Annotated in this window: 27 protein-coding genes; 20 read left to right on the forward strand and 7 right to left on the reverse strand. The window is 62.4% G+C overall.

Annotation, left to right across the window (positions count from 1 at the left end; translation table 11 throughout):
• The 7 genes from NFX52_RS02995 to NFX52_RS03025 all read right to left on the reverse strand — a co-directional run.
• Nucleotides 1–437 (reverse strand): Arm DNA-binding domain-containing protein (locus NFX52_RS02995; RefSeq protein WP_252635378.1); only part of this gene is annotated, 437 nt, incomplete at its 3' end.
• 156 nt (nt 438–593) lie between these two features.
• On the reverse strand, nt 594–3,488 hold the full coding sequence (locus tag NFX52_RS03000) for an ATP-binding protein (protein WP_055394127.1): 2,895 nt from the start codon (nt 3,486–3,488) through the stop codon (nt 594–596).
• Nucleotides 3,475–4,167: a DUF4194 domain-containing protein gene (locus NFX52_RS03005; protein ID WP_055394125.1), complete on the reverse strand. Its 693-nt coding sequence runs from the start codon at nt 4,165–4,167 to the stop codon at nt 3,475–3,477. The genes NFX52_RS03000 and NFX52_RS03005 overlap by 14 nt, the downstream gene beginning before the upstream one ends.
• Nucleotides 4,164–5,630 (reverse strand): Wadjet anti-phage system protein JetA family protein, encoded by a 1,467-nt coding sequence (locus NFX52_RS03010; RefSeq protein ID WP_156358576.1) that lies wholly within the window; start codon nt 5,628–5,630, stop codon nt 4,164–4,166. The genes NFX52_RS03005 and NFX52_RS03010 overlap by 4 nt, the downstream gene beginning before the upstream one ends.
• On the reverse strand, nt 5,612–6,469 hold the full coding sequence (locus NFX52_RS03015) for a WYL domain-containing protein (protein WP_082437265.1): 858 nt from the start codon (nt 6,467–6,469) through the stop codon (nt 5,612–5,614). Before NFX52_RS03015 ends, NFX52_RS03010 begins: the two co-directional genes overlap by 19 nt.
• Nucleotides 6,470–6,957: 488 nt before the next feature.
• Nucleotides 6,958–7,770: a GSU2403 family nucleotidyltransferase fold protein gene (locus NFX52_RS03020; RefSeq protein ID WP_055394119.1), complete on the reverse strand. Its 813-nt coding sequence runs from the start codon at nt 7,768–7,770 to the stop codon at nt 6,958–6,960.
• Nucleotides 7,771–7,775: 5 nt separating this feature from the next.
• Entirely contained in the window at nt 7,776–8,882 is a 1,107-nt protein-coding gene (locus NFX52_RS03025) for a hypothetical protein (RefSeq protein ID WP_055394117.1), read from the reverse strand.
• A 211-nt stretch (nt 8,883–9,093) separates the two neighbouring features.
• Here NFX52_RS03025 and NFX52_RS03030 point away from each other — a divergent pair, with 211 nt between their 5' ends.
• The 20 genes from NFX52_RS03030 (at nt 9,094) to NFX52_RS03120 (ending at nt 26,125) form a co-directional block, all read left to right on the forward strand.
• Nucleotides 9,094–9,333: a hypothetical protein gene (locus NFX52_RS03030; protein ID WP_055394114.1), complete on the forward strand. Its 240-nt coding sequence runs from the start codon at nt 9,094–9,096 to the stop codon at nt 9,331–9,333.
• Nucleotides 9,334–9,667: 334 nt separating this feature from the next.
• The gene (locus tag NFX52_RS31055) at nt 9,668–9,919 is read left to right on the forward strand and encodes a helix-turn-helix transcriptional regulator (RefSeq protein ID WP_082437272.1); all 252 of its coding nucleotides are present in this window, start codon (nt 9,668–9,670) and stop codon (nt 9,917–9,919) included.
• A gap of 1,346 nt (nt 9,920–11,265) precedes the next feature.
• Nucleotides 11,266–11,526: a hypothetical protein gene (locus tag NFX52_RS03035; RefSeq protein ID WP_082437264.1), complete on the forward strand. Its 261-nt coding sequence runs from the start codon at nt 11,266–11,268 to the stop codon at nt 11,524–11,526.
• Nucleotides 11,527–11,675: 149 nt separating this feature from the next.
• The gene (locus NFX52_RS03040) at nt 11,676–11,987 is read left to right on the forward strand and encodes a hypothetical protein (protein WP_055394110.1); all 312 of its coding nucleotides are present in this window, start codon (nt 11,676–11,678) and stop codon (nt 11,985–11,987) included.
• 165 nt (nt 11,988–12,152) lie between these two features.
• Nucleotides 12,153–12,356 carry a hypothetical protein gene (locus NFX52_RS03045; RefSeq protein ID WP_055394108.1) on the forward strand — a complete coding sequence of 68 codons (204 nt, stop codon included), beginning with the start codon at nt 12,153–12,155 and terminating at the stop codon, nt 12,354–12,356.
• A 40-nt stretch (nt 12,357–12,396) separates the two neighbouring features.
• Entirely contained in the window at nt 12,397–12,672 is a 276-nt protein-coding gene (locus tag NFX52_RS03050) for a hypothetical protein (protein ID WP_055394106.1), read from the forward strand.
• 159 nt (nt 12,673–12,831) lie between these two features.
• Nucleotides 12,832–13,299 carry a Spy/CpxP family protein refolding chaperone gene (locus NFX52_RS03055; RefSeq protein ID WP_055394104.1) on the forward strand — a complete coding sequence of 156 codons (468 nt, stop codon included), beginning with the start codon at nt 12,832–12,834 and terminating at the stop codon, nt 13,297–13,299.
• Between the two features lie 17 nt (nt 13,300–13,316).
• Complete coding sequence (locus NFX52_RS03060; protein ID WP_055394234.1) at nt 13,317–13,643, forward strand: hypothetical protein; 327 nt, start codon at nt 13,317–13,319, stop codon at nt 13,641–13,643.
• A gap of 17 nt (nt 13,644–13,660) precedes the next feature.
• The gene (locus tag NFX52_RS03065; RefSeq protein ID WP_055394102.1) at nt 13,661–14,389 is read left to right on the forward strand and encodes a response regulator transcription factor; all 729 of its coding nucleotides are present in this window, start codon (nt 13,661–13,663) and stop codon (nt 14,387–14,389) included.
• Nucleotides 14,386–15,798, forward strand: a complete 1,413-nt coding sequence (locus NFX52_RS03070; protein WP_055394100.1) for a HAMP domain-containing sensor histidine kinase — start codon at nt 14,386–14,388, stop codon at nt 15,796–15,798. The genes NFX52_RS03065 and NFX52_RS03070 overlap by 4 nt, the downstream gene beginning before the upstream one ends.
• 395 nt (nt 15,799–16,193) lie before the next feature.
• On the forward strand, nt 16,194–17,159 hold the full coding sequence (locus NFX52_RS03075; RefSeq protein ID WP_055394098.1) for an ABC transporter substrate-binding protein: 966 nt from the start codon (nt 16,194–16,196) through the stop codon (nt 17,157–17,159).
• Nucleotides 17,160–17,181: 22 nt separating this feature from the next.
• Complete coding sequence (locus NFX52_RS03080; RefSeq protein ID WP_055394096.1) at nt 17,182–18,018, forward strand: ABC transporter permease; 837 nt, start codon at nt 17,182–17,184, stop codon at nt 18,016–18,018.
• Nucleotides 18,015–18,794 carry an ABC transporter ATP-binding protein gene (locus tag NFX52_RS03085; RefSeq protein ID WP_055394094.1) on the forward strand — a complete coding sequence of 260 codons (780 nt, stop codon included), beginning with the start codon at nt 18,015–18,017 and terminating at the stop codon, nt 18,792–18,794. The genes NFX52_RS03080 and NFX52_RS03085 overlap by 4 nt, the downstream gene beginning before the upstream one ends.
• 22 nt (nt 18,795–18,816) lie before the next feature.
• The gene (gene hutC, locus NFX52_RS03090) at nt 18,817–19,629 is read left to right on the forward strand and encodes a histidine utilization transcriptional repressor HutC (protein ID WP_207401889.1); all 813 of its coding nucleotides are present in this window, start codon (nt 18,817–18,819) and stop codon (nt 19,627–19,629) included.
• 67 nt (nt 19,630–19,696) lie between these two features.
• On the forward strand, nt 19,697–21,238 hold the full coding sequence (gene hutH / locus NFX52_RS03095) for a histidine ammonia-lyase (RefSeq protein WP_252635379.1): 1,542 nt from the start codon (nt 19,697–19,699) through the stop codon (nt 21,236–21,238).
• A gap of 39 nt (nt 21,239–21,277) precedes the next feature.
• Nucleotides 21,278–23,002, forward strand: a complete 1,725-nt coding sequence (gene hutU / locus NFX52_RS03100) for a urocanate hydratase (protein ID WP_055394089.1) — start codon at nt 21,278–21,280, stop codon at nt 23,000–23,002.
• A gap of 75 nt (nt 23,003–23,077) precedes the next feature.
• The gene (locus tag NFX52_RS03105) at nt 23,078–23,854 is read left to right on the forward strand and encodes an IclR family transcriptional regulator (protein WP_055394087.1); all 777 of its coding nucleotides are present in this window, start codon (nt 23,078–23,080) and stop codon (nt 23,852–23,854) included.
• A gap of 32 nt (nt 23,855–23,886) precedes the next feature.
• The gene (locus NFX52_RS03110) at nt 23,887–24,636 is read left to right on the forward strand and encodes a glutamine ABC transporter substrate-binding protein (protein WP_055394085.1); all 750 of its coding nucleotides are present in this window, start codon (nt 23,887–23,889) and stop codon (nt 24,634–24,636) included.
• Nucleotides 24,637–24,665: 29 nt separating this feature from the next.
• Nucleotides 24,666–25,334, forward strand: a complete 669-nt coding sequence (locus NFX52_RS03115) for an amino acid ABC transporter permease (protein ID WP_010465675.1) — start codon at nt 24,666–24,668, stop codon at nt 25,332–25,334.
• Nucleotides 25,331–26,125 (forward strand): amino acid ABC transporter ATP-binding protein, encoded by a 795-nt coding sequence (locus NFX52_RS03120; RefSeq protein ID WP_055394082.1) that lies wholly within the window; start codon nt 25,331–25,333, stop codon nt 26,123–26,125. Before NFX52_RS03115 ends, NFX52_RS03120 begins: the two co-directional genes overlap by 4 nt.
• Nucleotides 26,126–26,174: the final 49 nt, after the last annotated feature.

Genomic DNA, 26,174 nt, shown 5'->3' on the forward strand with positions numbered 1-26,174 from the left:
ATCTCGGATACCGCCAGCGCACCGAGCACCGGGGAGGCATAGGTGGCGAGCGTGTTGGTCCATTGTTCGGCATGCTTGGCGTTCTTCCAGCCCGCACGGTGGCTGGCGATGTAGCGCGCAGCCGCCGTGTCGAACACCAGCACGTCTGCCCGGCTCTGGCGCGCCTGGGCGGCGTGTTTGATGTCCAGGGGGTCCTTGCCATCGGCCAACAGGCGCCTTTGCGCCAAGGCGCGTTCGCGCGCGTCGGCCAGACCGAAGGTGACCAGACTGCCAAGGCCCATCTCGCGTTCGCGCCCGGCAAAGCGGTAGCGAAAGATCCAGCTCTTGGCACCGCTGGGCTTGACGCAGAGGTACAGACCTGCGCCGTCGGCGTGGTAGCCGGGCTGTTTGAGACGCTGCACTTTCAGTGCGGTGAGTCGATTGATGCCTAGACCCATGGTGGAGCAACGTCAATAGATAGTTGCCTTAACTTTCATCTGCGGGGGACTGGCAATATTGTCCCACGAGCTGTCCCCCGCAGTAAGTCCAAATTGACTGAAATTTCTTGAAATGACGTGGGACGGATAGAATCCTAAATATCTGTTTTTAAACAACTATTTAGAAACGAACTGGGATGTTGTGGGACGTTGAGTTAGGCGGACTCCGGCATCTCCAAACAGACTGCCGTCGGCGCCGAAGTCGGCGATGTTCTCGATGAACTTCTTCAGTGGCATGAGGTCTGGGCGCACCTTGGCCTGGAACTGGTACCGCTCCCCATTGGTGAAGGCGGGGGAGGCTTTTAGCGCAGCATTCAAGCGCTTGAAGGTCGTGGTCTGGTACTTGAGGTTGGCGTGGAGGGCCAATGCCACGTCCTGGCGGAAGGTGTTCTGCGAGGCAAGGTAAGCTTCCTGCGCCTGGGCCTTGTACTGGGGTAGCTCCGTGTTCTGCAGCCTGCTGACTTGCTGCTCCATCCATTCCTTGGCTTTGCGCCAGTCGGACGTCACCTCATCGCTGATAGCTTCGCGGTGCTCCGTGAGGAAGGTCCCAAGCAGCGTTTGGGCCGGGCCCAGATGCCGCGTCATGGCGGTGTTACAGCGTCTGGACTGGGTTTCGCACTGGTTGGCCATGGCTTGGTAGTCGTCGCCATATTGCTCCAGCAGCGCGTCCCAGCGATCGGAAGCATATTCCGGGTCATAGTCGGCATGGCTGCGGCAGGTTTCGTGCACCGTGTGCTTGCCCTGGAGCTCCTGCAGCTTGGCTGCGCATTCCCTGGTCAATCTCTCCAGTTCTGTCTCGGCCCGCACAACGGCATCACGGGCTTTGCGGGAATCTGTGTCCAGCTGAGGCTTGCGCGCCTGCAGTTCCCGTAGTTTGGCGGACAGGGCCTGGTACTCGGCACTGGTGCTTCCAGCGATACGTTTCTCTGCGAGTTCTCTCTCGGTGAGCGCTTCGCCCAGCTGGCGGGCAGATCCAAGTAGGAGGCGCAGGGTCTCAGGGGACGACAAGCTTTGCACCGCCAGGCGGATCCGATCAATGTCGCCCTGGCGCCCTTGAAGGTCAGCAACCTGTTGGTTCAGTTTGCGGGATTCGGCCCTGAGTCCGTCGACCTGGCCTTTGGCGCCGGCGCCGATCTGCAGGTCCGCCTCTGGCACCAGGCGTAGCCGCTCAAAGTCTCCGGGCCCCACCAGCATGCCGTCCAGGGTCAGGGTTCGCTCGCCCCGCAGCGCCTCTTGGGCGGAATTCGCGCGTTTGAGGTTGCCCAGCTTGCCACGTAGGTAGGCCACGGCCACCTGGTTGCTGCCCTGTATCAGGCTGGCCGCCGTGTCGGCGGCCGGCTGGCCCTGCCCAGGCCGGGCTCGGTCGGAGCGCACGATCTTGACGCCGTAGATACTGCGTTTGCCCTGCAAGGACTGGTAGATGCCAAAGGCTCTTTCCTCCTCCTGCGAGTCCCGCAGCAGAATGGCCTCCACGTTCTTGGCCAGATAAGCTTCGATCGCTGGCTGCCATTTGGGATCGGTCACCTTCACCAGGTCACAGACGGGGGTGGGGTGCAATCCGTGGTCCGCGAACTCATGCATCAGTAAAGCCGTCGGGGTACTGACCTGCGCGCGGTTGGTATTGGCGCGCTCCATGCCCAGGCCGATGGTATTGAGACGCTCTTTGGCGATCCGTAGCTGCTCCTTGATGACGTCGTGCTCCTCAGTCAGGTGTGCACCAGCGGCCTTTAGCGTTTCTCCAAGGTCCCGGATGATCTGGCCCAGCGCATCCTGGTCGACTTGGTTCTGCTCCCATGAGAACGCACCAAGCTGCTGTGCGGCCTGCGCAAGCGCGGGTTGCCACTGGGCCAGCAAGTCGTTGGAACTGGCGTTTTGGAGCAGCTGTCGGAAGCTACGCAGTTCCGCCTTCAGCTCTTGTTCCTGGCGGGCGGTTTTTATCTGCGCCTGCGCCAGATCCTGCTGAGCGCCCGCGTTCTCGGCATGGTCCGCATGGGCTTGCTGCAGGCCTGACAGTTGAGCCACTTCGCGGGTCCAGGCCTCCAGCACCTGATCGGCTTTAGTGCTGGCCTTGGTGCACTCTTCGAACACGCCCTCTTGGTCAAACTTTTGCCCCGTCAGCATTTCGTGGGCCGCGTTGCTGAGCTCGTACGCCGCGGAGGCCTGTAGTCCCGTCCACGTGGCGGATTTGCGCGCCTCGGCCAGTGCAGCTTCAAAGTTCTTACTGACCTCCTGGCCTTGCTTGATTTTGATCTCGACGCCCTCGACCAATAGGTTGATCCGCTTGAAGGTCTCCACCAGCTGCTTGAATCGGGCGATATTGGTGGGGCGGTCCTCCAGCACATCATTGCGAACAATCTGATCCACCGACTTGGAGAAGCTCATGCGCAGTGCGAAGCGGAAGGCGCGCGCAAACGCGTCGTAGGACGCAGGGCCCGCCTTGCCACGCAGCATAAACAGCACTTGCTTGACGTAGCTGGCGCCATCGTCAAACAGCGGTTCTTCACCAGTGACCTTGGATTGCTCCAGCAACCGATGGCGGAAACTGCTCCAGGGCAGGGGCATGGTGGCACCGTCCACCGTCTGCAGGTGCTCTGACATGCTGAGCTCTACGCCGCGAATGACATAGCGGCCCAACACCTTCTCCGCCTCGTTGCTCAGCGAAGCCTCAATGCACACACCCATGGAGACCGGCTCATTGGTCTCGGTGTCCCGCCAGACCAGTGTGATGTAAGTGGTGGCCTGCGGCCGCGCGCACTGTTCAATGGTGTCTCCGTACTGGCCAAGGCAATAAGAACGCAGGGTGCGGCTTTGCTGGTGCGATTTGTTGTCGGCCTGTGCATTGAAGTGCATCTGATTCTTGTTGGCGCCCATCATGGCGATCTGCACCGCATCGAGCGCTGAGCTCTTGCCGCTGCCGTTGCGGCCAAATAGACCAGTGATTTCTTCCAGACGGAATTCCTGCTGCTCGTACAACAGGAACTGCACCAGTTTGACGCTCTCAAGCCGTTTCATTGTTCATTCCCTGGTTGTCTTCGATCGCCACTGGCTCGCCAGCTGCCCCCTCCACATGCGCCTCATCCTTGGCTACTCCCCACTGCGCCAGCCGAATCAAGGCCGTCTCACCCAGCACGTCGACGATGGCCGGGCGGATGGCCACACCGCCGGCTGACTGCTCCTGCAGGGGCGTCAGGTGGCCGCTGTCATCGTCTTCCAGACGCCGGGCGATGCCCCAACGCTTGGCAGATCGCAGCAGGGTGTCGAGCTCGCCGCGGGTGGGCAGGTCACGCCCGGTCATAAGGTGGAACTTCTCTTGCAGCTCGATGTAGTCGCACAGGACCTCGCCGTCTTCGGTAAGTCCGCCGGCGCGCACGCCTTCGTCGTACAAGCCGCGCAGCACCAAGGCAAACAGTGTCTGAGCCACGGTCGCGGTACCGGCCTTGGCGTGCCGCGGGAGGGCGGTGACATAGCGCAGCTGCCGGTTGATCGACAGTGACACACCCAGCGGCGCCAGCACTTTGGAGAACTCGCGCTCGTAGAGGTCCAGGATTCCATACGTCACCCGGCTGCTGCGGTCGGAGTGGTAGATCACCTGCTCAGCCACCAGTCGGTAGGCGGCGGTCTCGAAGTCTTCGACGGTATAGACACCATCTAGCCTGCTGGCCAGATCTTCCCAGTCCCGTGGGTTGCTCATTTGGTCTCCCTGTTCTTGGCCTGGCGCTTACGCCAACTCAGTGTGAATGGCTTGCCGCTCAAGTACGGGTGCTCGGCGGCTTCGTCGCTGGTGTAGCGAAGCTCCATGCCTGGGGCCGATGCCCGGCCTTCCATCTCCAGCCTGGGGATCCGCGAGTTGGTGGCCATGGCCACGCTGGTCAAGACCTGAAAGGCTCGCAAGTCCTCAATGGACCCGCAAGGCAGGGCGTCGCTGCCGGCAGCGGCCGTTTCCTGCAGCACTTTTTCAGCATAGGCGCGCAGTTTCATGGGCGTGATGGATCGGCGCTCCTGGGCGCGGCGCACCAGGTTGCCGATCGCGCGCGTGCGGTCGGAGATGATCACTTGGCGCAAAGGTGTGGGCGCCAGCCGCGGCACCTCCTTGCGTGGCTGGGCCAGACGGGCACCGCCCATCAGGGCATCCGGCGGGAACACGGGGGCGACATCGATGTCGGGATTGGCAATTAACCGGTCCATGGTCTGCCGCAGCAGGTTGTCGATGGGGCGGATCGCGCGCAGCTTGTATTCCAGGAAGGCCAGCGCGCGCCGGTTGGCGACCCGGATCTCTTCGTCCAGTCGCTCCAGGTACTCCTCGATCCGGTCCAGCTCGTACAGGCGCTGTAGGTCCCGCTGGAATGCGGCCTGGCCCTTCTTGTCATCCCCACTGGAGAGTCGGTTCACATACCAGTCCAGCAAGCGGCTGCGCTGCTCGGGCTGCGTGTCGATTTCGGTGACGGCGTCCAGGATCTGCTGGCGCTTGGACAAGGGGTGCTCCCGGGTACGCAGTTCCTGGTAGTCCCCAATGAAGACCTCCTGGACGTAGGAGGTGAAGAAGGACCGCACGTATTGGGCGGTGGTGGGCTCGGCGCCGATGGCGGCCATCAGGTCGCGCACATTGGTGCTGGTGTTGCGGATGTAGACCAATAGGTTGCGGCATTGCTCGGCCGCCTCGCGCAGCAGGTCGCCACTGGCTTCGCCCTTGTGCACCTGGGCCACGGCAGCATCTATCGCGCGGATCTTGCCGGAAACGAACACCGGGCCCGTCTCCGCAAAGTTGATCAGCTGGGTCAGCAACTGGCCCACGGCCGGCGCCATGTTGACGGTCTTCTCAATGCCGTACCTCTCCAAGCGGAACCATCCTGCATCGACCAGGCGATTGAAGATGCCAATGGCCCGGATGTTCAGTGGCGTGTCGGGCTGATCGCCAGACTCGGGCTGCCATTCGTCTGCGTATTTGAGGTGGTCCTCGATTTCCTGGATGACATCGCGCTGCAGGAAACCGTAGCCGGGCGGCAGTGGCGCGTCGGGGCCGAAACGCCGGCGGTGCAGGTGGCACAGAAGTGCCCAGTAGCCGTGGCGGTTTTGCGAGGCTAGGGGCCCGAAGAGGCGCTCCGGGATGCGCTGGAACAGCGCCATGGAGGCGGGGGTTACGCTGGGAACAGCCATTTGCGCACCTCCGCGACGTTCTCCACCGCCAGTTGGTACTCAGGCGGCAATTCCTTGGCCACATCCAGGGCCAGCCGCAGTTCCTGGACCAGGTAGGGCAACAGGGCGCCGCGGCAGCTGTGCACGCGCGCCGCAGTCCCCTCGAAATACTCGCTGCGGACCAGGTCCTGCTGGCCAGGTGTCAGCTTGGGGTGCGCCTGGATGCGCACCTTCACCACAGCGTTCCACTTTGTGTCTTCTGCGACTGTGGATTCGGCCTTTTGGTCCAGCATGGAAAGCTTCGCGATACGCCCCAGCACGAAGTCCCGGAAGTCACCGGTCTCCAGGCAGTAGCCACGCATGTGCCAGCGCCGGCCGGCCTGCACCAGGCTGTGCGGCTCTACGGTACGCGAGTGTGGCTCGGGTGTACGCATGGACCGGTAGTCCAGGCTCAGGCGCGTGCCCTGCTCGATTGCCAGGCGGATGCGGGAGAAGGTATTGGGGTTGACCTGGGAGAAGCCCCACGGAGCAACGGTGACGGGTCCAGCACCTGGGGCGAGGTCAGCATGGATGTCCGCTTCTGCAAGGTAGGCAGCCAGGGTGAGGTCTGATGTGCCAGCCTTGAGATCGGCCTGGGCCTTCTTGTAGGCACCAGGGGTGACAAAGTAGGATTTGCTTCTACTGTCCCACTCAAACCAGTCAGGGGTTTCTTCTCGAACTTCTCGAAGAAGCTGACTCACTCGAATGCCGCTCAGTCCGAGGATGTCCATGAGTCGACCTCGGCTCAGCCGCCCTTCCCATAGAGCCATGCGACGCATGACCTTGTAGCGGTTTTTCTCGAAAAGATTGGCTAGGCTCATCAGGTTGGTTTCATGGTGTATAAATATATATCATGTAGAAATATATACCATCTAAAGATGGTGCGCTACCGGGATGGCTTCCGCCACTCGCTCCGGGTAGAAGGGATACTTTTCGACGCGTGGCCAGGCTGGTCTATGTTGAGTGGACACCGAGGATGTGCTGCAGCCGTCAACCCTGTCATCCTCGAAAGACAGGTGAACGAGGCGGTTGATGCTCAGGGCCGTAAGGTCACCGGGGGCACGCAGCCCGGACTCAACTTCGCAGTGATTGCAGTCCTTCATCCGCCACTGAATCGCCGGTCGATTCACCACCGAACTCACGCTGTCAATTGAACACCAGTCGTCAGCTTGTTTTTCCCTGCACGGATGGCCGATGCACATGGCCCAAGAGCAACACCCAGAGGCCCTGTACTAACCATTGCTGAACACGTTCAGTTGATGGTTTGCGCGGCCGTAATCGTGTTGAGACGGTGCGTGCATTGAACAACCTACGATCGCAACATGCGCTCGAAGGCGTAGCTGCACGTTGCCTGGATTTGTTCAGGGGGTAGGTCGCGATCAGCAGGAATACGTGCGGCGTCGCGGACCATGTCGTTGACTTCAGCGAATGTCTGCGTGCTGATCTTTCGCACGTCATCGGCCAGACCACCAAGCGCCGGTGCAACTCGCGCCTTCCAGTGCACATTGAATTCGTCCAACAGCGCACCGAAGAGTTCGATCGTGTCGTAGATGTACAGCACGTCCTGGGCTCGTTTGTTCGCCGGTCGATATTGCTGAATCAGGAACTTCTGGACCATGAAGCACAAGGGGTGGGCTACCTGGACATCAATTCGCTCCGGCAGCGGAACGCCCTCTTGCTGTCCCAGACTGATGATCCAGGGATCGACCAGAAGGACGTCCAGGTGGCGGATCTTCTGAGCCGAGATCCCAGCCTTCGTCATGGTTGCATCCGCTTCTCCGCTTCGTTTGCGGCCGCTTCCCGCCAAAGGTGTCAGGAACTCGGCATAGAAGCCGCCGGCCTCGTCGCCAAGCGTGTAGTGGGCCGCCGGTGGTCGATGGTCGCCGCTCAACTCTTCCTGGAAGCCATGCTGCAGAAGCGATTGCTTGATGTCTCCCTCAATGGGCTCCTTGTTTGCAAAGGCGAGGTCTGTGTCACGAGTGAAAACAGGCTGATAGTCAGGTCGGTTGGCCCTTGGATCCAGTCGATGGAGACGATGGCCCCAACCGCCGATGAAGATCAGCTGCTGGCGCCAAGCTGCCAGGGCTTGAACCAGTTTCGCGAAAGCTTCTAGATCGTTCATCAGACTCAGTTACCGACGAGTGGCAGGAGGTATTTCTTGTAGATCAGATCAGCTTGTTCAGATCCCCTTGTTGGGTGGTTCATCACGTCCAACCATACTTGGAGGATGTCCGTGACCAGGATTCCGTCGTGATTGACGGCTCCCCTGAATGTGGATTGTGGAAAAGATGCCTGCCGCAAGATCAAGTCTGGTCGATCAGATGGATACGCCATCAACCCTGGCCAGTCCGATGCCCCCACTTTGGGCAGCTTGGGAACATAGATATACGGAGGCACACCGCTGACGTGCCCGATGCCCAGCTCATTGGCAGCGGAAAAAAGTCCCAGACAAGCGTTTTTGGAATGGTGGCTTAGCAAGCCTCGAATTTGCTGAGCAGCAGGGGCTCGTAGAAGAAAGCGGCATGGCATCTCCGGACACGCGCGCATCGCGGCGGCGCCCCAACGGCGGAAAAGCTCTTCGCGACGAACGAGCTTCAGATGAGGCGATGAGTCGCTCAGATATCCTTCGTTGCGCAGTTGCTGCAGGAATCGGGAAGCGCTCATGGCGGACACCTGCGCAGCTTCGGCCAGGTCGGAGCCGTTCTTGAACTGCCTTTTGGGGGCGTTCAACAAGCCGTTCGGCAATTCCCACGCCAGGAGGAGTTTCAGCATCCACTGGTTGAGGTCCGAGAACAGGTTGATGGCTTGCGATGGGCGGCGGGCTGAGAGGCGGCTTGGCTCCTCTGGCAATCGGTTCAGCTGCTGGAATACCTCATCACTGAAATATTGTTCGCCGCGTCCCGAGATTATTCCGACAGACACATCTTTCGCGAACTTCTGCGCAAACACTTCCACATGCTTAGCCAAAGACAGAGATGCTTCCGGCACGAAGATGATTGCGAGGGGAAGAGCATTGCCGGACTGCTCGGCTGCAGCTTTGGCTTGGAGAATCGCCATAGAGAGAACCGGCAGCACGCGGTCTGGGCGACCTTCGGATAGTGCCTTGATTTCGACGATGAATCGGTGCTTTCCGTGCCGAATGAGCAAGTCGGCGCTGAGCGAGTCTTCATGCTGCATCTCCACAGACCAACCGTTGGACTGGAAGAAATTGGCAACGTACTGCTCGGCATGCACGTGCTTGTTGGGGGAAAGAGGTGCTCGCATATGGTGGGTTTTAACATGGCCATTTTATTTAACATGTCCATGTTGTCAACCGTGGCCATGTTATTCATCAGCTAATTGTGCTGATCAGCTCATCGGGGCTGGTTTTCTCGTCAGCGCAAAAAATGGACCGGGCAGTTCGCTGATCATTTTTGACCAAGCATGGCTTGGGCACCATCGAGTGATGAGCATCAACCGGCACTATGAGATGCAAGGTATCCAGCGAACGCACTTCAATAGCACTGTGCAGAAGGTCGGCTATGCCTCGACCGCCGAGCCGATCATCGAAGAAATCCTTGCCCGGACTGCGGCCATCGCCGAAGTGCAAGCCGAATTGCCACAGGACTTCTCACCGCGTGTTCTTGACGCCATCCTGGGCGGGCTTGAGCAGGCGGCACGAACACTCGGTTGGATGCCGCCGTAAGCGGTAGAAGAGTGGGGCATGTCCGAGTGCGCTTGGATGTCGTGTCTCAATCGGTTGTGCATCCGAACGGGTGTGGGAGGCTGGAGTTGCTCCGCTTCGGGATCACGGAGAAATCCAACCGGATGAACAGCCATAGGAGTATTTGCCCTGGTGCGCTGGGCTGCGCTTGAATGGATGGAATGTGTCGGATGTCCCTGGCACTCTACGGAGTCGGCGACGGGTGTCGCAGGATCGGAAAGGGAGCCATATGAGACCAGCCGCACAGAATCGCACGGAGCGCGGGAGTCAACGGGAGGCTGTCGATAGAGAAATCACCGACCGCGCTGCCCAGTTGATGAGGCAGGCGTTGTCGCTGCTGGAGAATGGTGAGCCGATACGAAGGCTGCCTTTGGAAGATGGAGGCGACGAAGACCGCCTGTTGCGGTTGCCAGAGGTGCTGCGCTTGACGGGGATGTGCCGCTCGGCCCTTTACGACCAAATGGCGCGAGGGCAGTTTCCGGGGTCTATCAAGATCGGGGAGCGTGCGACCTCATGGTCAGCCAAGGCAGTACGAAACTGGATAGCGCAGCGTGTGGATGGTTTGTAGCCGATGGGGCAATGTAGAGCTCGCTGACGATGTGGTGAAGGCGTCTTGGGCTGCCCAAATTGATTGGTCATGAGGCCGCCTCTATCGAAAACTTTTCACGCGGCAGCTTATGGAGAACAAGGTGGGGGAACAAACGGGGGAACAAGTCAAAAAATAAAAAAGTGAAATCCAGCATCTATGCGGGTTTCCAGATTTCATTCAATTGACGCCAGCCCATAACCCCATCCAAGGGCGTCCACACTAATCCAGTGGACGCCCTTTTTCTTTGGTGAATCAACGACTTAACGTCCGTGGCCGTCCAGAGTCGGCCATGCCCAGCCAGGGTAAAGTGGGGGGTACAAATGGGGGTACAACCAGATAAATCTGGTGAAATCGGTGTTTTGTACCCCCACTTCCCTCTGTAGAAGGAGGTCGCCATAGGGGAATCTGTACCCCCACCGCTTACCTTCATCCACTGTTTTGTACCCCCATGCGCCACCACCATAACGTCCAAGGGTGTTCGCTGACTTCCAGCGAACACCTTTTTCATTGGTAAAACAGGTACTTATGGTGCATGGACATGCGCTGTAATTTGCTGGTGGCCACAGCTAAACCGGGGAACGGATGGGGAAAAAACCTGAAAAGTCACCGACTGCGCCCAGTTGTTCCCCCGTTTCCTTCGGGGGCTATTGCATCCATGCATTCCAAGACTCTTTCCAGAAACTGTTGCACCGAAAGATTCTTGTTTGCTTCCTCGGGGTTGGTGTGCTGACCGTCGATGCCCTGGGAAATATTGGCAATTGGGTGCGATAGATTGGTCGGCAGGTGCTGTTTGCCTGCGGCGAGAGCCGCGAGGTTCGAAAAAAATAACCCGCACGAGGCGGGCTAAATCATTGCATCACTCGCACAGGGGAGGGGCGAACCGCCAGATTTGACGGTAGGTGCATCCTAAGTCCGGTTCCGATTGGTGTGCGATGGGCCGGTCAGTAAATCGTGAAATATGTCCGGTTTACACGGGCCTCCGACGTGTCAGCAGGGTTTGAAGGTTTTAGCGCGACGAACAAAACTCCCCTGGCGGCCGCCCGTCTTGTTGTACGGCTTGTTCTGCCAGCGAAGGAACGCCTAGCCCGGGCCGCTGCGCTAGGTTTTGTTCGCCGCTCTTGGCTGCAGTGCCGCTTGTTCCATACATCGCAATCGCAGCGTTGTGAAGATGGGTTTGGGGTCTACGGACCGTATCTCCAAGCGGCGTGGGTTGTCATTGGACGACGCAGCCTGACTAGATCGCGAGGTTGTAGCTTCGTGTATCAATTCTTGAGCCTCAGGGGCGCACGCCGCACAATGCACGCTCGTTCACGCCGGAGGCCACCATGCCAATGGAGTACTTGAGGGCGCTGGAGCGCGACGCGCTTCCCCTGATTGAATCGGATGTCTTCAACATCGACAAACTGCGCATCCTGCGCGCGGCTGGAATGGTGGAGGTGCAGCTTCCGCCCGTCGATTCACCCCATCAGAAAGCCCAGGTGCTGTATGTCACTGGCCTAGGTTGTGCGACCCTGCGAGCCTGTGGAGCCAGCGTCAAGACACACCACCGGGAATCGCATTGCGATCTGGAGTCTTCCTACGACTGAGGGGCCTGGTGTGGGGATTCCCGGCAAAACTCCAGGCACCGGGAGAAATCGTCCTACAGAGTGTTGCGCTGCACCAGAAGTGCCATAGTCGCAGGCCAAAAATACGATGAAGCATCTGTATTGCTGGCACGGCCAGACGAAAGGTGCATATGAGCAGTTGGTACAAATTGGCGCTTGGCAACGACGATGAGGCCTTTGAGCCTGCCTTGCGAATCCAGCAGATGTTCATGTCGAAGTTCTTGATGTGCCCTCCAGGTTCTGGCAGGGCACTTTTTTCTTGCTACGACAAGGCGAACGACAACCTCTGGCTGTACTTTTCCCCGGCAGCGCAGGACATCGCATTGCGTGTGTATGCACAGCCGTGTGATTCCCCGACAGCACTGGATTGCATTGGTCTGCTGGCCGGTGAAGGCGATGCGCTCGGCATGGGGGAGTCTCCTTTGCTGAAAAAGGCGGCGTAGTCCTCTTCCGGACAAGGGCACTTGCAAACCTGGCCCCTTGGTTTTACGCACTTGGCGTGTATGCGCTGTCCCACATTCATGTTCTTTGGGCTCTGACATGCGCTCGTGCACGGGCATGTGCCAATCTTTTTACCGGCCGTTATCGGACTGGCCTGAGGAGTAAAAATGTTGTCCTACGATCCCACGCTTTCTCACCACCTGGAAGCTTGCCCGGAAGCTCCCTTTCTGCAGATGGGCCAGCCCGCAGACAGGCTCTTGCAACGCCAGCAAACCGACAACCTGCCTCTGGGCCGCAGCGATAGTCACGGCCTGGAGCGGGAGTTGCAGTTTGCCGATCTGGACTGTCAAGAGCCGCAGGCGATGGGCTGATGACTTTTCGCCTGCAAATGGGTGGTTGCGGAGCAAAGCGATGTCGGTGCTGACACTGCACATCCGCCCGGAAGGTGCCCAGCAGTATCTGGCAAGGGTGTTCGACGGAAAAATTCTGGTCGGTGTTCCGACCTTGCACCCCGGCATCAAGGAGGCGATAGAGGCGTATGGCTTGGGCCAAGGCTTCGCGGGGGTGATTGCCTTCCATATCTGGTATGGCGGCTGGAGCGTCGGCACCATACCACTCGACCGGATGCAGACTGAGGCTGCCGAGTTGGCAAATCGCCTTGTTGTGCTTTCCGCCGTGGTCCGTTAAGTGCACTCGTAGCTATGTTGCAGGCCGCAGGCTGGTGGGTGGACTGGCAGGGTGGGTGAAACAAAATGAAATAAACCGAAACTGCGTCGAGACCCCATTGGCGGGGTCTGTCGGCACCATCAGGGTCATGTTCAACACCGTCCATGAAAGGACTGCACCATGAAACCCTGGATCAAGAAAACCCTGATGGGCATCTTCGGCGCCTCCATTGCCGTGGGCGGCTTGACGGCATGCTCCAGCAGCCACCATCACCGCGGCCCGATGAGCCCCGAGAAGATGACCGAGGTGCGTGGCAAAGTGGTGGAGCGCGTCAGTAGCAAGCTGGACCTGAACGAGGCGCAAAAGCTCAAGCTCAATGTGCTGGCCGACAAGATGGAAGCCCAGCGCGCAGCTTTCATCGGCAAGACTGCGGACCCGCGCACCGAAATGCAGGCGATTGTGGCGGGCGCCAAGTTTGACCGCGCGCGGGCGCAGACCTTGCTGGATGAGAAAACCCGCGCGGTGCAGGCCAACAGCCCCGAAGTCATCAGCGCACTGGCCGATTTCTACGACAGCCTGAACCCCGACCAGCAGCAGAAAGTGCGCGAGATGATGCAGAGGCGCAAGGGCTGGATGGCGCGCGGCTGATGGCAGGGGGCGTTCACATGTCTCCTACGCTGGAACCCATCCACCGCCTGGCACAGGGCGTGCGCAAACATGGGCCTGCGCTGCTGGCGGGCATGCCCGACCCCCACGACGAGTTGATGTCGCTGGTCTGGGGGCCGCGTTTTGACCGCGAACATGCGCTGGGCTTGGTCGCTCGCCAGCCTGCAGCCGCAGCGCAGACCCTGCCGGCGCTGCTGGCCGCCGCCGACCACTTTGACACGCTGCATTCCGGCGCCCAGGGCCGCCTGCGCAAACTCATCGTGCGACACCGCGCATTGCGTGTGGTGGACAGCGCTCGGGGGCCCGCCCACGGAGCGGATGCCTGACGGTGTGAGAATTGCGCATGCACCGCATCCTGCTTATTGACGACGACGCACAGCTGGGCCCGCCACTGGCCACCTACTTCCAACGGTTCGAGCTGGAGTTGATCCATGCCCTCAAACCGAGCGACGGGCTCGCCCAGCTGGCGACAGGCGGATTTGATGCCGCCATCCTGGATGTAATGCTGCCCGAAATGGACGGGTTTGAGCTGTGCCGCACCATTCGCAAGCAGGGCGATCTGCCCATCGTGATGCTGACCGCCCGGGGCGAGGTGATGGACCGGGTGGTGGGGCTGGAGCTGGGAGCCGATGACTACCTGCCCAAGCCCTTTGAGCCGCGTGAATTGGTGGCTCGGCTGCAGACCGTGCTGCGCCGCCGCCGGGCCAGCGCGCCCGGGAACGGGGCGGGTGCCACGTTGGAGTTTGAAGGCCTGAGCATTGATGCAGCCCGCCGCAGCGTGTTGCGCCAGGGGGTGGCGTTGGAGCTGACGGGCACCGAATTCGACCTGCTGCACCTGTTGGCCCGGGAGCCTGGCAAGGTGTTCAGCCGCGACGACATCCTCAACCAGCTGCGCGGGCATGAGGCCGAGCTGTATACGCGCGCGGTCGATATTGTGGTCAGCCGCCTGCGCAAGAAGCTGGAGCCGCTGGACTGCATCAAGACGCTGCGCAACGCAGGCTATTCGCTGGCACTGCGCAGGGCGGCCAGTGCTCCGCCTGGCGCCCCTTCTTCGACATCGACCTGGCCATGAAGCCCTCCGATTCACAGCTCGGGCACGATCCCGCCTGCCCATGGCACCGACGTGCGCGCGATGCCGTCGGGTATTCGCTGCGCATCCGCCTGGTGCTGGTGTTCATGGCACTGGCCGTGACCGTGGCCGTGGTCTTCATGGGTGGCATGCAGAAGGTGGTTGCCCTGGGCTGGAAGGAGGCCGCACGTCCGCTGCTGATGGACTATGTGGACCGCCTCACGGCTGAGATTGGCAGCCCGCCCAGCATCGAGCGGGCTCAGGCCATTGCCGACCGGCTTCCGGTGACGCTGCGCATCGACGGGCCGCAGATCCACTGGGATTCGCACCCCGATCGGCCGCGCCCGGACTGGATGAGTGACAAGGTCCAGCGCCAGGACCACTGGAGCCGCGATGACACCGGCTACCGCCTTCTGCAGCGCACCACGGCCGATGGCCACCACATCGAATTCGGGCTGAACGCGCTATCGTGGGACAAGCGCCCGCGCATCGCCTGGGGCACGCTCACGGTGTTGCTGTTGCTCACAGCGCTGGCCTTTGTGTATGTGCGCCACCTGTTGCGGCCCCTGGACGACATCCGGCATGGTGCGCGGCGCTTTGGCAATGGCGACTTTGGCGAACCTATTCCGGTGCGCCACGCGCACCGGCCCGATGAGCTGGGACAGCTGGCGGGCACCATCAACACCATGGGCGAAGACATCCACCAGATGCTGGAGGCCAAGCGGGCGCTGCTGCTGGCCATGAGCCACGAGCTGCGCAGCCCGCTCACGAGGGCGCGCCTGAACACCGAGCTGTTGCCCGAATCGCCCGATGTGCTGGCCCAGCGCGCAGCCCTGATGCGCGACCTGGGTGAAATGGCACGGCTCATTACCGACTTGCTCGAAAGCGAGCGCCTGGCCGGGCGTCATGCGGCCCTGCACCGCGAGCCCACTGACCTGGCCGAGCTGGCGCGTGAGGTGGTGGCGGAACTGGAAGTGCGCCACCCTGGGGCAACAGCGATCACGCTGCTGGTGCCCGGCACTTTGCCCACCTGCATGCTCGACCGGTCCCGTGTGCGCCTGCTGATGCGCAATCTGCTGGACAACAGCCTGCGCCACAACGACCCCGCAGCCCAGCCGCCGCAGATCGAACTGCGAATGAACGAAGGCGTGGTGGAGATCGAAGTGCGGGACCACGGCCCCGGCGTGCCGCCTGCGCATCTGCCGCATCTGGCCCAGGCGTTCTACCGCCCCGACACGGCGCGCCAGCGCACCACAGGGGGGGTAGGGCTGGGGCTGTACCTGTGCCGCCTGGTCACGCATGCCCACGGCGGCACCCTGCTGGTGCGCAATGCGGAACCGGGCCTGAGAGTCACGGCGCGCTTGCCGTGTCCTGACGGTGCGGCACAGGCAACTGCTGGCGCGCCAGGCTGAGCGCGGCGCAGTCCACGCCGATATCTGGCGCACACGGTTGGTGCGCTTGTGGCCTGCATCGAGATGGCGCAACGGGTGCTGCTCCAACCCGCCCTGGTAGCCCTGTGCTTTGCGGTAGGTGTCAAAATAATGCCTGAAATGGCTGCTAGCGCTTTATGGGTAAGCGCTAATAGCTATTATTTTAATAGTGAAATTGCCAGGCCCATGGAGACCCAAGCCGCCAAGCCAGATCAGCTGGCCCCGATCTTGCTCAACCCTGGCACTACCTCCGCACATGGTGAGGGCCTAGCGTTTACCCTGTATATACAGGTATGCTCCGGCTGTCATCATGGCAACCGGCACGCAGGCGTCCCGGCTGGGTGGGCCAACGAACTTTCTTCACACAGGAGCAGATGATGACTCGATCGGTTGCGAAATGGACGTCGCTGGCAGCGGCAACGGCATGCGTGATGGCACTGGCCGCACCGGCCCGGGCGCAGGACACCAAGATTGTGCTGGGCATGTCCGGCTGGACGGGCTTTGCGCCGCTCACCCTCGCCGACAAGGCCGGCATCTTCAAGAAGAACGGCCTTGATGTGGAGATCAAGATGATCCCGCAGAAGGACCGCCACCTGGCCCTGGCCTCCAAGTCCATCCAGTGCGCTGCCACTACGGTCGAGACGCATGTGGCCTGGAACGCCAACGGCGTGCCCATCGTGCAGATCTTCCAGATGGACAAGTCCTACGGCGCCGACGGCATTGCGGTGCGTGGCGATATCAAGAGCTTTGCAGATCTCAAAGGCAAGACCATCGGCGTGGATGCGCCCGGCACCGCGCCTTACTTCGGCCTGGCCTGGATGCTGAGCAAGAACGGCATGAGCCTCAAGGACGTGAAGACCACCACGCTGTCGCCCCAGGCGGCCGCGCAGGCCTTCGTGGCGGGCCAGAACGACGCCGCCATGACTTATGAGCCCTACCTGTCCACCGTGCGCGACAACCCCGCCTCGGGCAAGATTTTGGCCACCACGCTCGACTACCCCATGGTGATGGACACCGTGGGCTGCGACCCCACCTGGCTCAAAGCCAACGGCAAGGCCGCGCAGGCGCTCGCCAACTCGTACTTCCAGGCGCTCGACATGATCAAGGCCGACCCGACCAAGTCCAACGAGATCATGGGCGCTGCGGTCAAGCAGACGGGCGAGCAGTTCGCCAAGTCGTCGTCCTTCCTGCGCTGGCAGGACAAGGCTGCCAACCAGAAGTTCTTTGCGGGCGAGCTGCAGACCTTCATGAAGGACGCCACGGCCATCCTGCTGGAGGCCGGCATCATCCGCAAGGCGAATGAAGACCTGGCGGTCACCTTCGACGCGAGCTTCATCAAGTAAGAAACGGGAAGAAGAACGCGCCATGTCTGCCGTGCAACCCCTGTCCGCCACCGAGCCGCACGCCCCTGTGCGCCGGCGTTCGCTCGCTCCGCTGGAACCTGTGAGTGCCCGCGCCCGCTGGATGCTGGGCTTCGGTTTTTTCGTGTTGTTCGTGCTGGTGTGGGCGTTCTTCACGCTGGGCGGCTACGTGTCGCCCACCTTCCTGGCCAGTCCCGTGACCATGGCCAAGGAAGGCTGGCTGCTGTTCAGCGAATACGGCTTTCACAAAGACATCGGCATGACGGTGTGGCGCGTGTTCGGCGGCTTCATCCTGGCAGCAGTGGTGGCCGTGCCGCTGGGCATCGCGATGGGCGCGTACAAGGGCATTGAAGCCTTCTTCGAGCCCTTCGTCTCGTTCTGCCGCTACCTGCCTGCGTCGGCCTTCATTCCGCTGTTGATCCTGTGGGCCGGCATTGGCGAGACGCAGAAGATCCTCGTCATCTTCATCGGCTCGGTCTTCCAGATCACGCTGATGGTGGCCGTGACCGTGGGCGGCGCGCGGCGCGACCTGGTGGAGGCTGCCTACACCCTGGGTGCGGGCCACAAGGGCATCGTCACGCGGGTGCTCATCCCCGGTGCCGCCCCCGACATTGCGGAAACCCTGCGCCTGGTGCTGGGCTGGGCCTGGACGTATGTGATCGTGGCCGAGTTGATCGGATCGTCGAGCGGCATCGGCCACATGATCACCGACAGCCAGTCGCTGCTCAACACCGGCCAGATCATCTTCGGCATCATCGTCATCGGCCTTATCGGGCTGGTGTCCGACTTCGCCTTCAAGGCCCTCAACCACCGTCTGTTTGCCTGGAGTTTTGTGCGATGAGCCGCGTTTCCATACAAGCTGTTTCCCGCATCTTCGAGACCGCCAAGGGCCAGCGTACGCAGGCCCTGCTGCCGGTCGACTTTGAAGTGCAGGACAACGATTTCGTCACCATCCTCGGCCCCTCGGGCTGCGGCAAATCCACGCTGCTGCGCATCGTGGCAGGGCTGGACCACGCCACCAGCGGCCGCGTGCTGCTGGATGGCGCGCCCGTCGAAGGCCCCGGCGCCGAGCGCGGCATGGTCTTCCAGAGCTACACGCTGTTCCCCTGGCTCACCATCGAGCAGAACATCCGCTTCGGCCTGCGCGAGCGCGGCATGGCCGAGGCGCAGCAGAAAGAGCGTGCCGACTATTTTCTAGCCAAGGTCGGCCTGCGCGGCTTCGAGCAGCATTTTCCCAAGCAGTTGTCGGGCGGCATGCAGCAGCGCACCGCCATTGCCCGCGCGCTGGCCAACGACCCCAAGATTTTGCTGATGGACGAGCCCTTCGGCGCGCTGGACAACCAGACCCGCGTGCTCATGCAAGAGCTGCTGCTCGGCATCTGGGAGGCCGAACGCAAGACCGTGCTCTTCGTCACCCACGACATCGACGAGGCCATCTTCATGGCCAACCGCGTTGCCGTGTTCAGTGCCCGGCCCGGCCGCATCAAGACCGAGCTGGCGGTGGACCTGCCCCACCCGCGCCATTACACGATCAAGACCAGCCCCGAGTTCATGGACCTCAAGGCGCGCCTGACGGAGGAGATCCGCGCCGAATCCATGGCGGCGGATCTGCATTGAGCCTGACTGACTGCTTCCTACCATGAGCGCCCGTCCTTCCCGCCGCACCGCCGCCACTGCACCCCGCAGTGCCACGCCCGCCAAGGCCGTGGCCGCCGTGGCTGCGCCCGCGCAGGCCATGGCGCTGTACGAGCAGGTCAAGGACCACATCTCGCGCAAGATCCAGGAAGGCATCTGGCGCGCGGGCGACCGCCTGCCGTCCGAGAACGAGCTGGTCACCCAGTTCGGCATCTCGCGCATGACGGTGAACCGCGCGCTGCGTGAGCTGGTAGAGCAGGGCCGCATCGTGCGCGTGGCGGGCGTGGGCAGCTTTGTGGCCGAAGACAAGCCGCAGTCCACGCTGCTGCAGATCGCCAACCTGGCCAGTGAGATTCGCCAGCGTGGTCATGACTACCGCTGCGACGTGTTGGCGGTGGAGCGCATCTCGGCCACGCTGGAGGTGGCTGCGGCACTGGACCTGCGCACGGGCGAGTCGGTCTTCCACTCGCTGTGCGTCCACCGCGAGGATGGCCTGCCTGTGCAGCTGGAAGACCGCCACGTGAACCCCCGCCAGGTGCCCCAGTTCGCCGCGCAGGACTTCACGCAACTGCAACCCTCCGAATACCTGGTGCGCAACGTGCCCTTCGACCAGATCGAGCACGTGGTCGACGCTGTCATGCCCACCGCAGAGCAGGCCACGCTGCTGGAAATGTCGCCGCAGGAGCCCTGCCTGCTGCTCACCCGCCGCACCTGGTCGCGCGGCGTGCCGATCACCGTGGTGCGCTGCCTGCACCCCGCCACCCGCTACCGTTTGGGCAGCCGCTTCCGAGCCGACGGCAACCCCGTCGCTGGTTGATGGTTGTTCGTCAAAAGCCCCAGAATTTTTTCCGCTTGTACCTACTTGTATATACAGGATCAACGCCATGACAAAAACGACTGCCTCGTCCCTGTCCCTGCACCCCGGCCACGTGTCCCTGGCTCAGCTGCGCAGCATCTACGCCGCGCCCGTGCAACTGTCGCTGGACCCATCCGCGCGTGCCCTCATGCAGGCGTCGCTGGCCACGGTGCAGCGCATCGTGGACGAAGACCAGGTGGTCTACGGCATCAACACCGGCTTTGGCAAGCTCGCCAGCACCAAGATCGCCCATGAACGCCTGGCCGAGTTGCAGCGCAACCTGGTGCTGTCGCACAGCGTGGGAACGGGCGATGCGGTGGCGGACAATGTGGTGCGCCTCATCCTTGCGACCAAGGCCATCAGCCTGGCGCGTGGTCATTCGGGCATCCGGCCTGAAATCGTGGACGCGTTGCTGGCCATGGCCAATGCCAATGTGCTGCCTGTTATTCCGGCCAAGGGCTCGGTGGGTGCTTCGGGCGACCTGGCGCCGCTCGCCCACCTGGCCTGCGTGCTGATCGGCGAAGGGCAGGCCAAGGTGGATGGCAAGGTGGTGCCGGGTGCCGAGGCCATGCGTTCTATTGGTTTGCAGCCGTTTGTGCTGGGCCCCAAGGAAGGACTGGCGCTGCTCAACGGCACGCAGGTGTCCACATCGCTCGCGCTGGCGGGGCTGTTTGGCGCCGAGAGCGTTTTCGCTGCCGCGCTGGTCGCAGGCTGCCTGTCGCTCGAAGCCATTAAGGGCTCGGTCAAACCCTTTGATGCGCGCATCCATGAAGCGCGCGGCCAGGCCGGGCAGATCGCCGTGGCCGCTGCCGTGCGCGCGCTGCTCGACGGCAGTGCCATCGACCCCTCGCACCCCCACTGTGGCCGCGTGCAGGACCCATACTCCATCCGCTGCGTGCCGCAGGTGATGGGCGCGTGCCTCGATAACCTGCACCACGCTGCGCGCGTCCTGACCATCGAGGCCAATGCAGCGTCGGATAACCCCCTGGTCTTTGACAACGGGGATGTGATCTCTGGCGGCAACTTCCACGCCGAGCCCGTAGCCTTTGTGGCCGACATCATTGCGCTGGCCGTGGCCGAGATCGGGGCCATCTCCGAACGCCGCCTGTCGCTGCTGCTGGACCCGGGCCTCTCGGGCCTGCCTGCATTCCTGATCCGCGACAGCGGCGTGAACTCCGGCTTCATGATCGCCCAGGTCACCGCCGCAGCGCTGGCGGCCGAGAATCAGTGTCTGGCCAACCCCAGCAGCGTGACCAGTTTGCCCACCTCGGCCAACCAGGAGGACCATGTCTCCATGGCCACCTACGGCGCACGCCGACTGGGCGACATGGTGCGCAACGCGGCCGTGATGGTGGGCATCGAGGCCATGGCCGCTGCGCAGGGCATGGAGTTCGACCGCAGCTTGAAATCCTCCCCGCTCGTCGAAGCACAGTTCGCCGCCATCCGCGAGCGTGTGGCCTACCTGGAGCAAGACCGCTACCTTGCCACCGACATCGAAGCCATGCGCGCATGGGCCCAGCAATCTGCATGGCCTGAAGCGCTCACGCAGTGCCTGCCCAGCTTCGCCTGATTTTTTCCACGCACACCCACTGATTCACAGGAGCACACCATGAACGCCAACGACGCCATCATCGCCGCCGCCTCCAACACCGACCCCCGCCACGACGCCAGCCGCGTGATCCGCGCGCCGCGCGGCACAGAACTCACGTGCAAGAGCTGGCTCACCGAAGCGGCCTACCGCATGATCCAGAACAACCTGGACGCCGAAGTGGCCGAGCGCCCGCAGGACCTGGTGGTGTACGGCGGCATTGGCCGTGCTGCACGCAACTGGGAGTGTTATGACCAGATCCTCGCTTCGCTCAAGGACCTGAACGACGACGAGACCCTGCTCATCCAGTCCGGCAAGCCCGTGGGCGTGTTCAAGACCCACGCCAACGCGCCGCGTGTGCTGCTGGCCAACTCCAACCTCGTGCCCAAGTGGGCTAACTGGGAGCACTTCAGCGAACTGGACCAGAAGGGCCTGTTCATGTACGGCCAGATGACCGCCGGCAGCTGGATCTACATCGGCACGCAAGGCATCGTGCAGGGCACGTACGAGACCTTTGCCGAGGCGGGCCGCAAGCACTACGGCGGCTCGCTCGAAGGCAAGTGGATCCTGACCGCAGGCCTGGGCGGCATGGGTGGTGCACAGCCGCTGGCCGCCACCTTTGCGGGCGCGGTGTCGCTCAACATTGAATGCCAGCAAAGCAGCATCGACTTCCGCCTGCGCACGCGCTACGTGGACAAGCAGGCGCGCGACATCGACCATGCGTTTGAGCTGATCCAGCAGCACACCGCAGCCAAAGAGGCCGTGTCGATTGCGCTGCTGGGCAATGCCGCAGAAATTCTGCCCGAGCTGGTGCGCCGCGCCAAGGCCGGTGGCTTGAAGCCCGACCTGGTGACCGATCAAACGTCGGCCCACGACCTCGTCAACGGCTACCTGCCCGCAGGCTGGACGGTGGCCCAGTGGCGCGCCGCGCAGCAGGACGTGACACAGCACGAGGTGCTGAAGAAGGCCGCTGCCAAGTCCTGCGCCGTGCACGTGCAGGCCATGCTCGACTTCCAGTCGATGGGCATCCCCACGGTGGACTACGGCAACAACATCCGCCAGGTGGCATTCGACGAAGGCGTGGCCAACGCGTTCGACTTCCCCGGCTTCGTCCCCGCGTACATCCGCCCGCTGTTCTGCGAAGGCAAGGGCCCGTTCCGTTGGGTGGCCCTGTCGGGTGACCCGGAAGACATCCGCAAAACCGACGCCAAGATCAAGGAGCTGTTCCCCGAGAACAAGCACGTGCACCGCTGGCTCGACATGGCGGGCGAGCGCATCGCCTTCCAGGGCCTGCCCGCTCGCATCTGCTGGCTGGGCCTGGGCGAGCGCCACATCGCAGGCCTGGCCTTCAACGAGATGGTGAAGAACGGTGAGCTGAAGGCGCCCATCGTCATCGGCCGCGACCACTTGGACACTGGCAGCGTGGCCAGCCCCAACCGTGAGACCGAAGGAATGAAGGACGGCACCGACGCCGTGAGCGACTGGCCGTTGCTCAATGCGCTGCTCAACACCGCAGGTGGCGCCACCTGGGTCAGCCTGCACCACGGCGGTGGTGTGGGCATGGGCTACTCGCAGCACTCGGGCATGGTCATCGTGGCCGATGGCACTGATGACGCAGCCGAGCGCCTGGCGCGTGTGCTGGTCAACGACTGCGGCAGCGGCGTGATGCGCCATGCCGACGCGGGCTACGAGCTGGCCGTGGAAACCGCCAAGAAGCAGGGGCTGAAGCTGCCCATGGTGAAGTGAAGGGGCGAGGGAGGGAATGACAGGAATGTGAAAAAAGGGAACTGCATTCCCATTCGTTGGGAATGTCGGGTTTGAATGCCGCTGCAATCCTTTGATACTGAGTCCATGCCCACCCGTGGACCAACCTCCGTTGCCGCCGCCGACCGTGTTCTGCACGTGCTGGCGGTGCTGGCGCAACATGGGCAGCCCATGTCGGCGGCCGAGTTGATGGAGGCCACGGGCCTGGCGCGCAGCACGCTGTACCGCCAGTTGGCGCGGCTCAAGCAGTGGGGCTTTGTGCTGGAGAGCAGCGGGCACTACGCGCCCGGGCCGCTGAGCCTGCAACTGGCCCTGGGCTTTGACATGGCGTCGCACTTGGTGCACCACGCGCGGCCGGACATGCAGGCCCTGGCCCGGCAGTCCCATGAAAGCGTGGGGCTGGTGGTGGCCGTGAATGACAGCGTGGTGTGCCTGGACATGGTGGACAGCACGCAGGCCCTGCGCTGCTCGTTTGAAAAAGGGCGCAGCGTGCCGCTACGCGCAGGCGCGTCTGCCAAGTGCCTGCTCGCCCATGTGGCCCCGGCCACGCGCAATGCCATTCTGGATCTGCACTACGGCGCAGACACCCCTGAGCGCAAGGCTGCGCAGACGGAGCTGGAAGGTATTGCCAAGGCAGGTTACGCCGTCAGCTCCGGCGAAGTGGATGCCGGTGTCTGGGGCGTCAGCGTGCCCGTGTTCGGTTCTCCCCGGCAAGCGGCAGGGGCCATCACCCTGATGGCCCCCATCTTGCGGGCGCAAGGGCAGGAGGCCGCGCTTACCGGCATGGCCGTCGTCGCCGCAGCGCGCATCTCCCGCCAGCTCACTTCTCCCTGATTTCCCCCACCCCTCCCCAAGGAGCTTTCCCCATGAACCTTCGTCGCAACCTTCTTCTGGCCAGCCTGGCCGCCGCAGCCTTCTGCACCACGGGTGCACAGGCCCAGGACAACGTCCTGCGTGTGGGCACCGATGCCACGTTCCCACCCATGGAGTTTGTCGAGAACGGCAAACGCACGGGCTTCGACATCGAGCTGGTGGAGGCCATTGCCAAGACCATGGGCAAGCAGGTCGAGTGGGTGGACATCGACTTCAAGGGCCTGATTCCGGGCCTGATCTCCAAGCGTTTTGATATGGCGGTCTCGGCCATCTACATCACCGACGAGCGCAAGAAGGTGGTGGACTTCACCGATTCCTACTACGCCGGCGGCCTGGTGGTGATGGTGAAGGCCGACAACAAGGCCATCAACAAGCTGGCCGATCTGGATGGCAAGAAGGTCAGCGTGCAGGTGGGCACCAAGTCGGTGTCGTACCTGACCGAAAAATTCCCCAAGGTGCAGCGCGTTGAAGTCGAGAAGAACCAGGAGATGTTCAACCTGGTGGATATCGGCCGCGCCGACGCTGCTGTGACCGGCAAGCCCGCCGCGTTCCAGTATGTGCGCACCCGTCCTGGCCTGCGTGTGCTCGACGAGCAGCTCACCACCGAAGAGTACGGTATGGCCCTGCGCAAGGACACGCCCGAGCTGACGAAGGCCGTCAACGGCGCCATCGCCAAGCTCAAGGCCGATGGCACCTATGCGGCCATCGTCAAGAAGTGGTTCAGCAACAGCGCTGCCAAGTAAACAGCAGCCTAACGTTGCCGAACTGAGCCATGGAACTCGATTTTTCTCCTGTCTGGGCCGGGTTGCCCCAGTTGCTGGCGGGTGCGCTGGTCACTGTGGAAATCACGGCCGCCTCGCTGCTGCTGGGCTGCGTCATGGGCCTGCTGGTGGGCATTGGCCGCCTGAACCCCAAGCGCCGCGTGGTCTACGCCCTGTGCACCGCCTACGTGGCCGCGATACGCGGCACGCCGCTGCTGGTGCAGCTGTTCATCCTGTTCTTTGGCCTGCCTCAGTTTGGCATCCTCCTGCCTGCCTTCGTGTGTGGCGTGATCGGCCTGGGCATCTACTCGGGCGCCTATGTGTCCGAGGTGGTGCGCGGCGCCATCCAGTCCATCGACAAGGGGCAGATGGAGGCGGCGCGCTCCATCGGCATGTCCTCGGGCCTGGCCATGCGCACGGTGGTTCTGCCGCAGGCCGTTGTACGCATGATTCCGCCGCTTGGCAATGAGTTCATCGCGCTGATCAAGAACTCGGCGCTGGTGTCGCTGCTCACTATCCACGACCTGATGCACGAAGGGCAGAAGATCATCAGTGTGTCGTACCGCTCGCTGGAGGTGTACCTGGCGATTGCGGTGGTGTATTTCATCCTCACGGGTGTCACTTCGTTGGTGCTGCGCCGCATGGAGCTGCGCCTGCGTGCCGGGGGGATGGTGCAATGAAGAATAATTCTGTGACGACTGGAGCAAGCCAATCCGCCGAGCCCATCGTGCGCATTCGCGGACTGCGCAAGTCGTTTGGCAACCACGTGGTGCTGAACGGCATCGACTTTGACGTGCTGCCGTCGCAGGTGGTGGTGGTCATCGGGCCCAGCGGCTCGGGCAAGAGCACCTTTTTGCGCTGCTGCAACGGGCTGGAGCAGCCCGAAGGCGGAACGGTCGAGATTTGTGGCCGCACACTGGTGCAAGACGGGCGCATGCTGCCCGACCATGACCTGAACGCCCTGCGCGAAGAGGTGGGCATGGTGTTCCAGTCGTTCAACCTGTTTCCGCATCTGTCGGTGCTCGACAACGTCACGCTGGGCCCGCGCAAGCTGCGTGGCCTCTCGCGCAAGGACGCCGAGGAACGTGCCCAGGCCCTGCTGGCCAAAGTGGGCCTGGCGCACAAAGCCACGGCCATGCCCGCCAGCCTGTCGGGCGGACAGAAGCAGCGTGTGGCCATTGCCCGCGCGCTGGCCATGGAGCCGCGCGTGATGCTGTTCGACGAGCCCACCTCAGCGCTGGACCCCGAGCTGGTGGGCGAGGTGCTGCAGGTCATGAAGCTGCTGGCCAGCGAAGGCATGACCATGATGGTGGTCACGCACGAAATGGACTTTGCACGCGAGGTGGGCGATGTGGTGGTGGTGATGGACGGCGGCGGCATCATCGAGGCCGGTGAACCTGCCACCATCTTCACCAACCCGACGCAGGAGCGCACGCGCTCTTTCCTGCAAGCCGTGCTCACGCGCGCCTGAGGCCTGAGGCCTGAGGCTGGGAGCGGCGTGGTGCACCATGGTCAATAAC

The organism is Acidovorax facilis (genome assembly GCF_023913775.1).
Lineage (GTDB): Bacteria > Pseudomonadota > Gammaproteobacteria > Burkholderiales > Burkholderiaceae_C > Acidovorax > Acidovorax facilis.

Excerpts from the sequence above, each read along its gene's own strand:
- NFX52_RS03000 (WP_055394127.1), bottom strand. The coding sequence starts at position 3,488 with ATGAAACGGCTTGAGAGCGTCAAACTGGTGCAGTTCCTGTTGTACGAG.
- NFX52_RS03005 (WP_055394125.1), bottom strand. The coding sequence starts at position 4,167 with ATGAGCAACCCACGGGACTGGGAAGATCTGGCCAGCAGGCTAGATGGT.
- NFX52_RS03010 (WP_156358576.1), bottom strand. The coding sequence starts at position 5,630 with ATGGCTGTTCCCAGCGTAACCCCCGCCTCCATGGCGCTGTTCCAGCGC.
- NFX52_RS03015 (WP_082437265.1), bottom strand. The coding sequence starts at position 6,469 with ATGAGCCTAGCCAATCTTTTCGAGAAAAACCGCTACAAGGTCATGCGT.
- NFX52_RS03020 (WP_055394119.1), bottom strand. The coding sequence starts at position 7,770 with ATGAACGATCTAGAAGCTTTCGCGAAACTGGTTCAAGCCCTGGCAGCT.
- NFX52_RS03030 (WP_055394114.1), top strand. The coding sequence starts at position 9,094 with ATGAGCATCAACCGGCACTATGAGATGCAAGGTATCCAGCGAACGCAC.
- NFX52_RS31055 (WP_082437272.1), top strand. The coding sequence starts at position 9,668 with ATGAGGCAGGCGTTGTCGCTGCTGGAGAATGGTGAGCCGATACGAAGG.
- NFX52_RS03035 (WP_082437264.1), top strand. The coding sequence starts at position 11,266 with ATGCCAATGGAGTACTTGAGGGCGCTGGAGCGCGACGCGCTTCCCCTG.
- NFX52_RS03040 (WP_055394110.1), top strand. The coding sequence starts at position 11,676 with ATGAGCAGTTGGTACAAATTGGCGCTTGGCAACGACGATGAGGCCTTT.
- NFX52_RS03045 (WP_055394108.1), top strand. The coding sequence starts at position 12,153 with ATGTTGTCCTACGATCCCACGCTTTCTCACCACCTGGAAGCTTGCCCG.
- NFX52_RS03050 (WP_055394106.1), top strand. The coding sequence starts at position 12,397 with ATGTCGGTGCTGACACTGCACATCCGCCCGGAAGGTGCCCAGCAGTAT.
- NFX52_RS03055 (WP_055394104.1), top strand. The coding sequence starts at position 12,832 with ATGAAACCCTGGATCAAGAAAACCCTGATGGGCATCTTCGGCGCCTCC.
- NFX52_RS03060 (WP_055394234.1), top strand. The coding sequence starts at position 13,317 with ATGTCTCCTACGCTGGAACCCATCCACCGCCTGGCACAGGGCGTGCGC.
- NFX52_RS03065 (WP_055394102.1), top strand. The coding sequence starts at position 13,661 with ATGCACCGCATCCTGCTTATTGACGACGACGCACAGCTGGGCCCGCCA.
- NFX52_RS03070 (WP_055394100.1), top strand. The coding sequence starts at position 14,386 with ATGAAGCCCTCCGATTCACAGCTCGGGCACGATCCCGCCTGCCCATGG.
- NFX52_RS03075 (WP_055394098.1), top strand. The coding sequence starts at position 16,194 with ATGACTCGATCGGTTGCGAAATGGACGTCGCTGGCAGCGGCAACGGCA.
- NFX52_RS03080 (WP_055394096.1), top strand. The coding sequence starts at position 17,182 with ATGTCTGCCGTGCAACCCCTGTCCGCCACCGAGCCGCACGCCCCTGTG.
- NFX52_RS03085 (WP_055394094.1), top strand. The coding sequence starts at position 18,015 with ATGAGCCGCGTTTCCATACAAGCTGTTTCCCGCATCTTCGAGACCGCC.
- hutC (WP_207401889.1), top strand. The coding sequence starts at position 18,817 with ATGAGCGCCCGTCCTTCCCGCCGCACCGCCGCCACTGCACCCCGCAGT.
- hutH (WP_252635379.1), top strand. The coding sequence starts at position 19,697 with ATGACAAAAACGACTGCCTCGTCCCTGTCCCTGCACCCCGGCCACGTG.
- hutU (WP_055394089.1), top strand. The coding sequence starts at position 21,278 with ATGAACGCCAACGACGCCATCATCGCCGCCGCCTCCAACACCGACCCC.
- NFX52_RS03105 (WP_055394087.1), top strand. The coding sequence starts at position 23,078 with ATGCCGCTGCAATCCTTTGATACTGAGTCCATGCCCACCCGTGGACCA.
- NFX52_RS03110 (WP_055394085.1), top strand. The coding sequence starts at position 23,887 with ATGAACCTTCGTCGCAACCTTCTTCTGGCCAGCCTGGCCGCCGCAGCC.
- NFX52_RS03115 (WP_010465675.1), top strand. The coding sequence starts at position 24,666 with ATGGAACTCGATTTTTCTCCTGTCTGGGCCGGGTTGCCCCAGTTGCTG.
- NFX52_RS03120 (WP_055394082.1), top strand. The coding sequence starts at position 25,331 with ATGAAGAATAATTCTGTGACGACTGGAGCAAGCCAATCCGCCGAGCCC.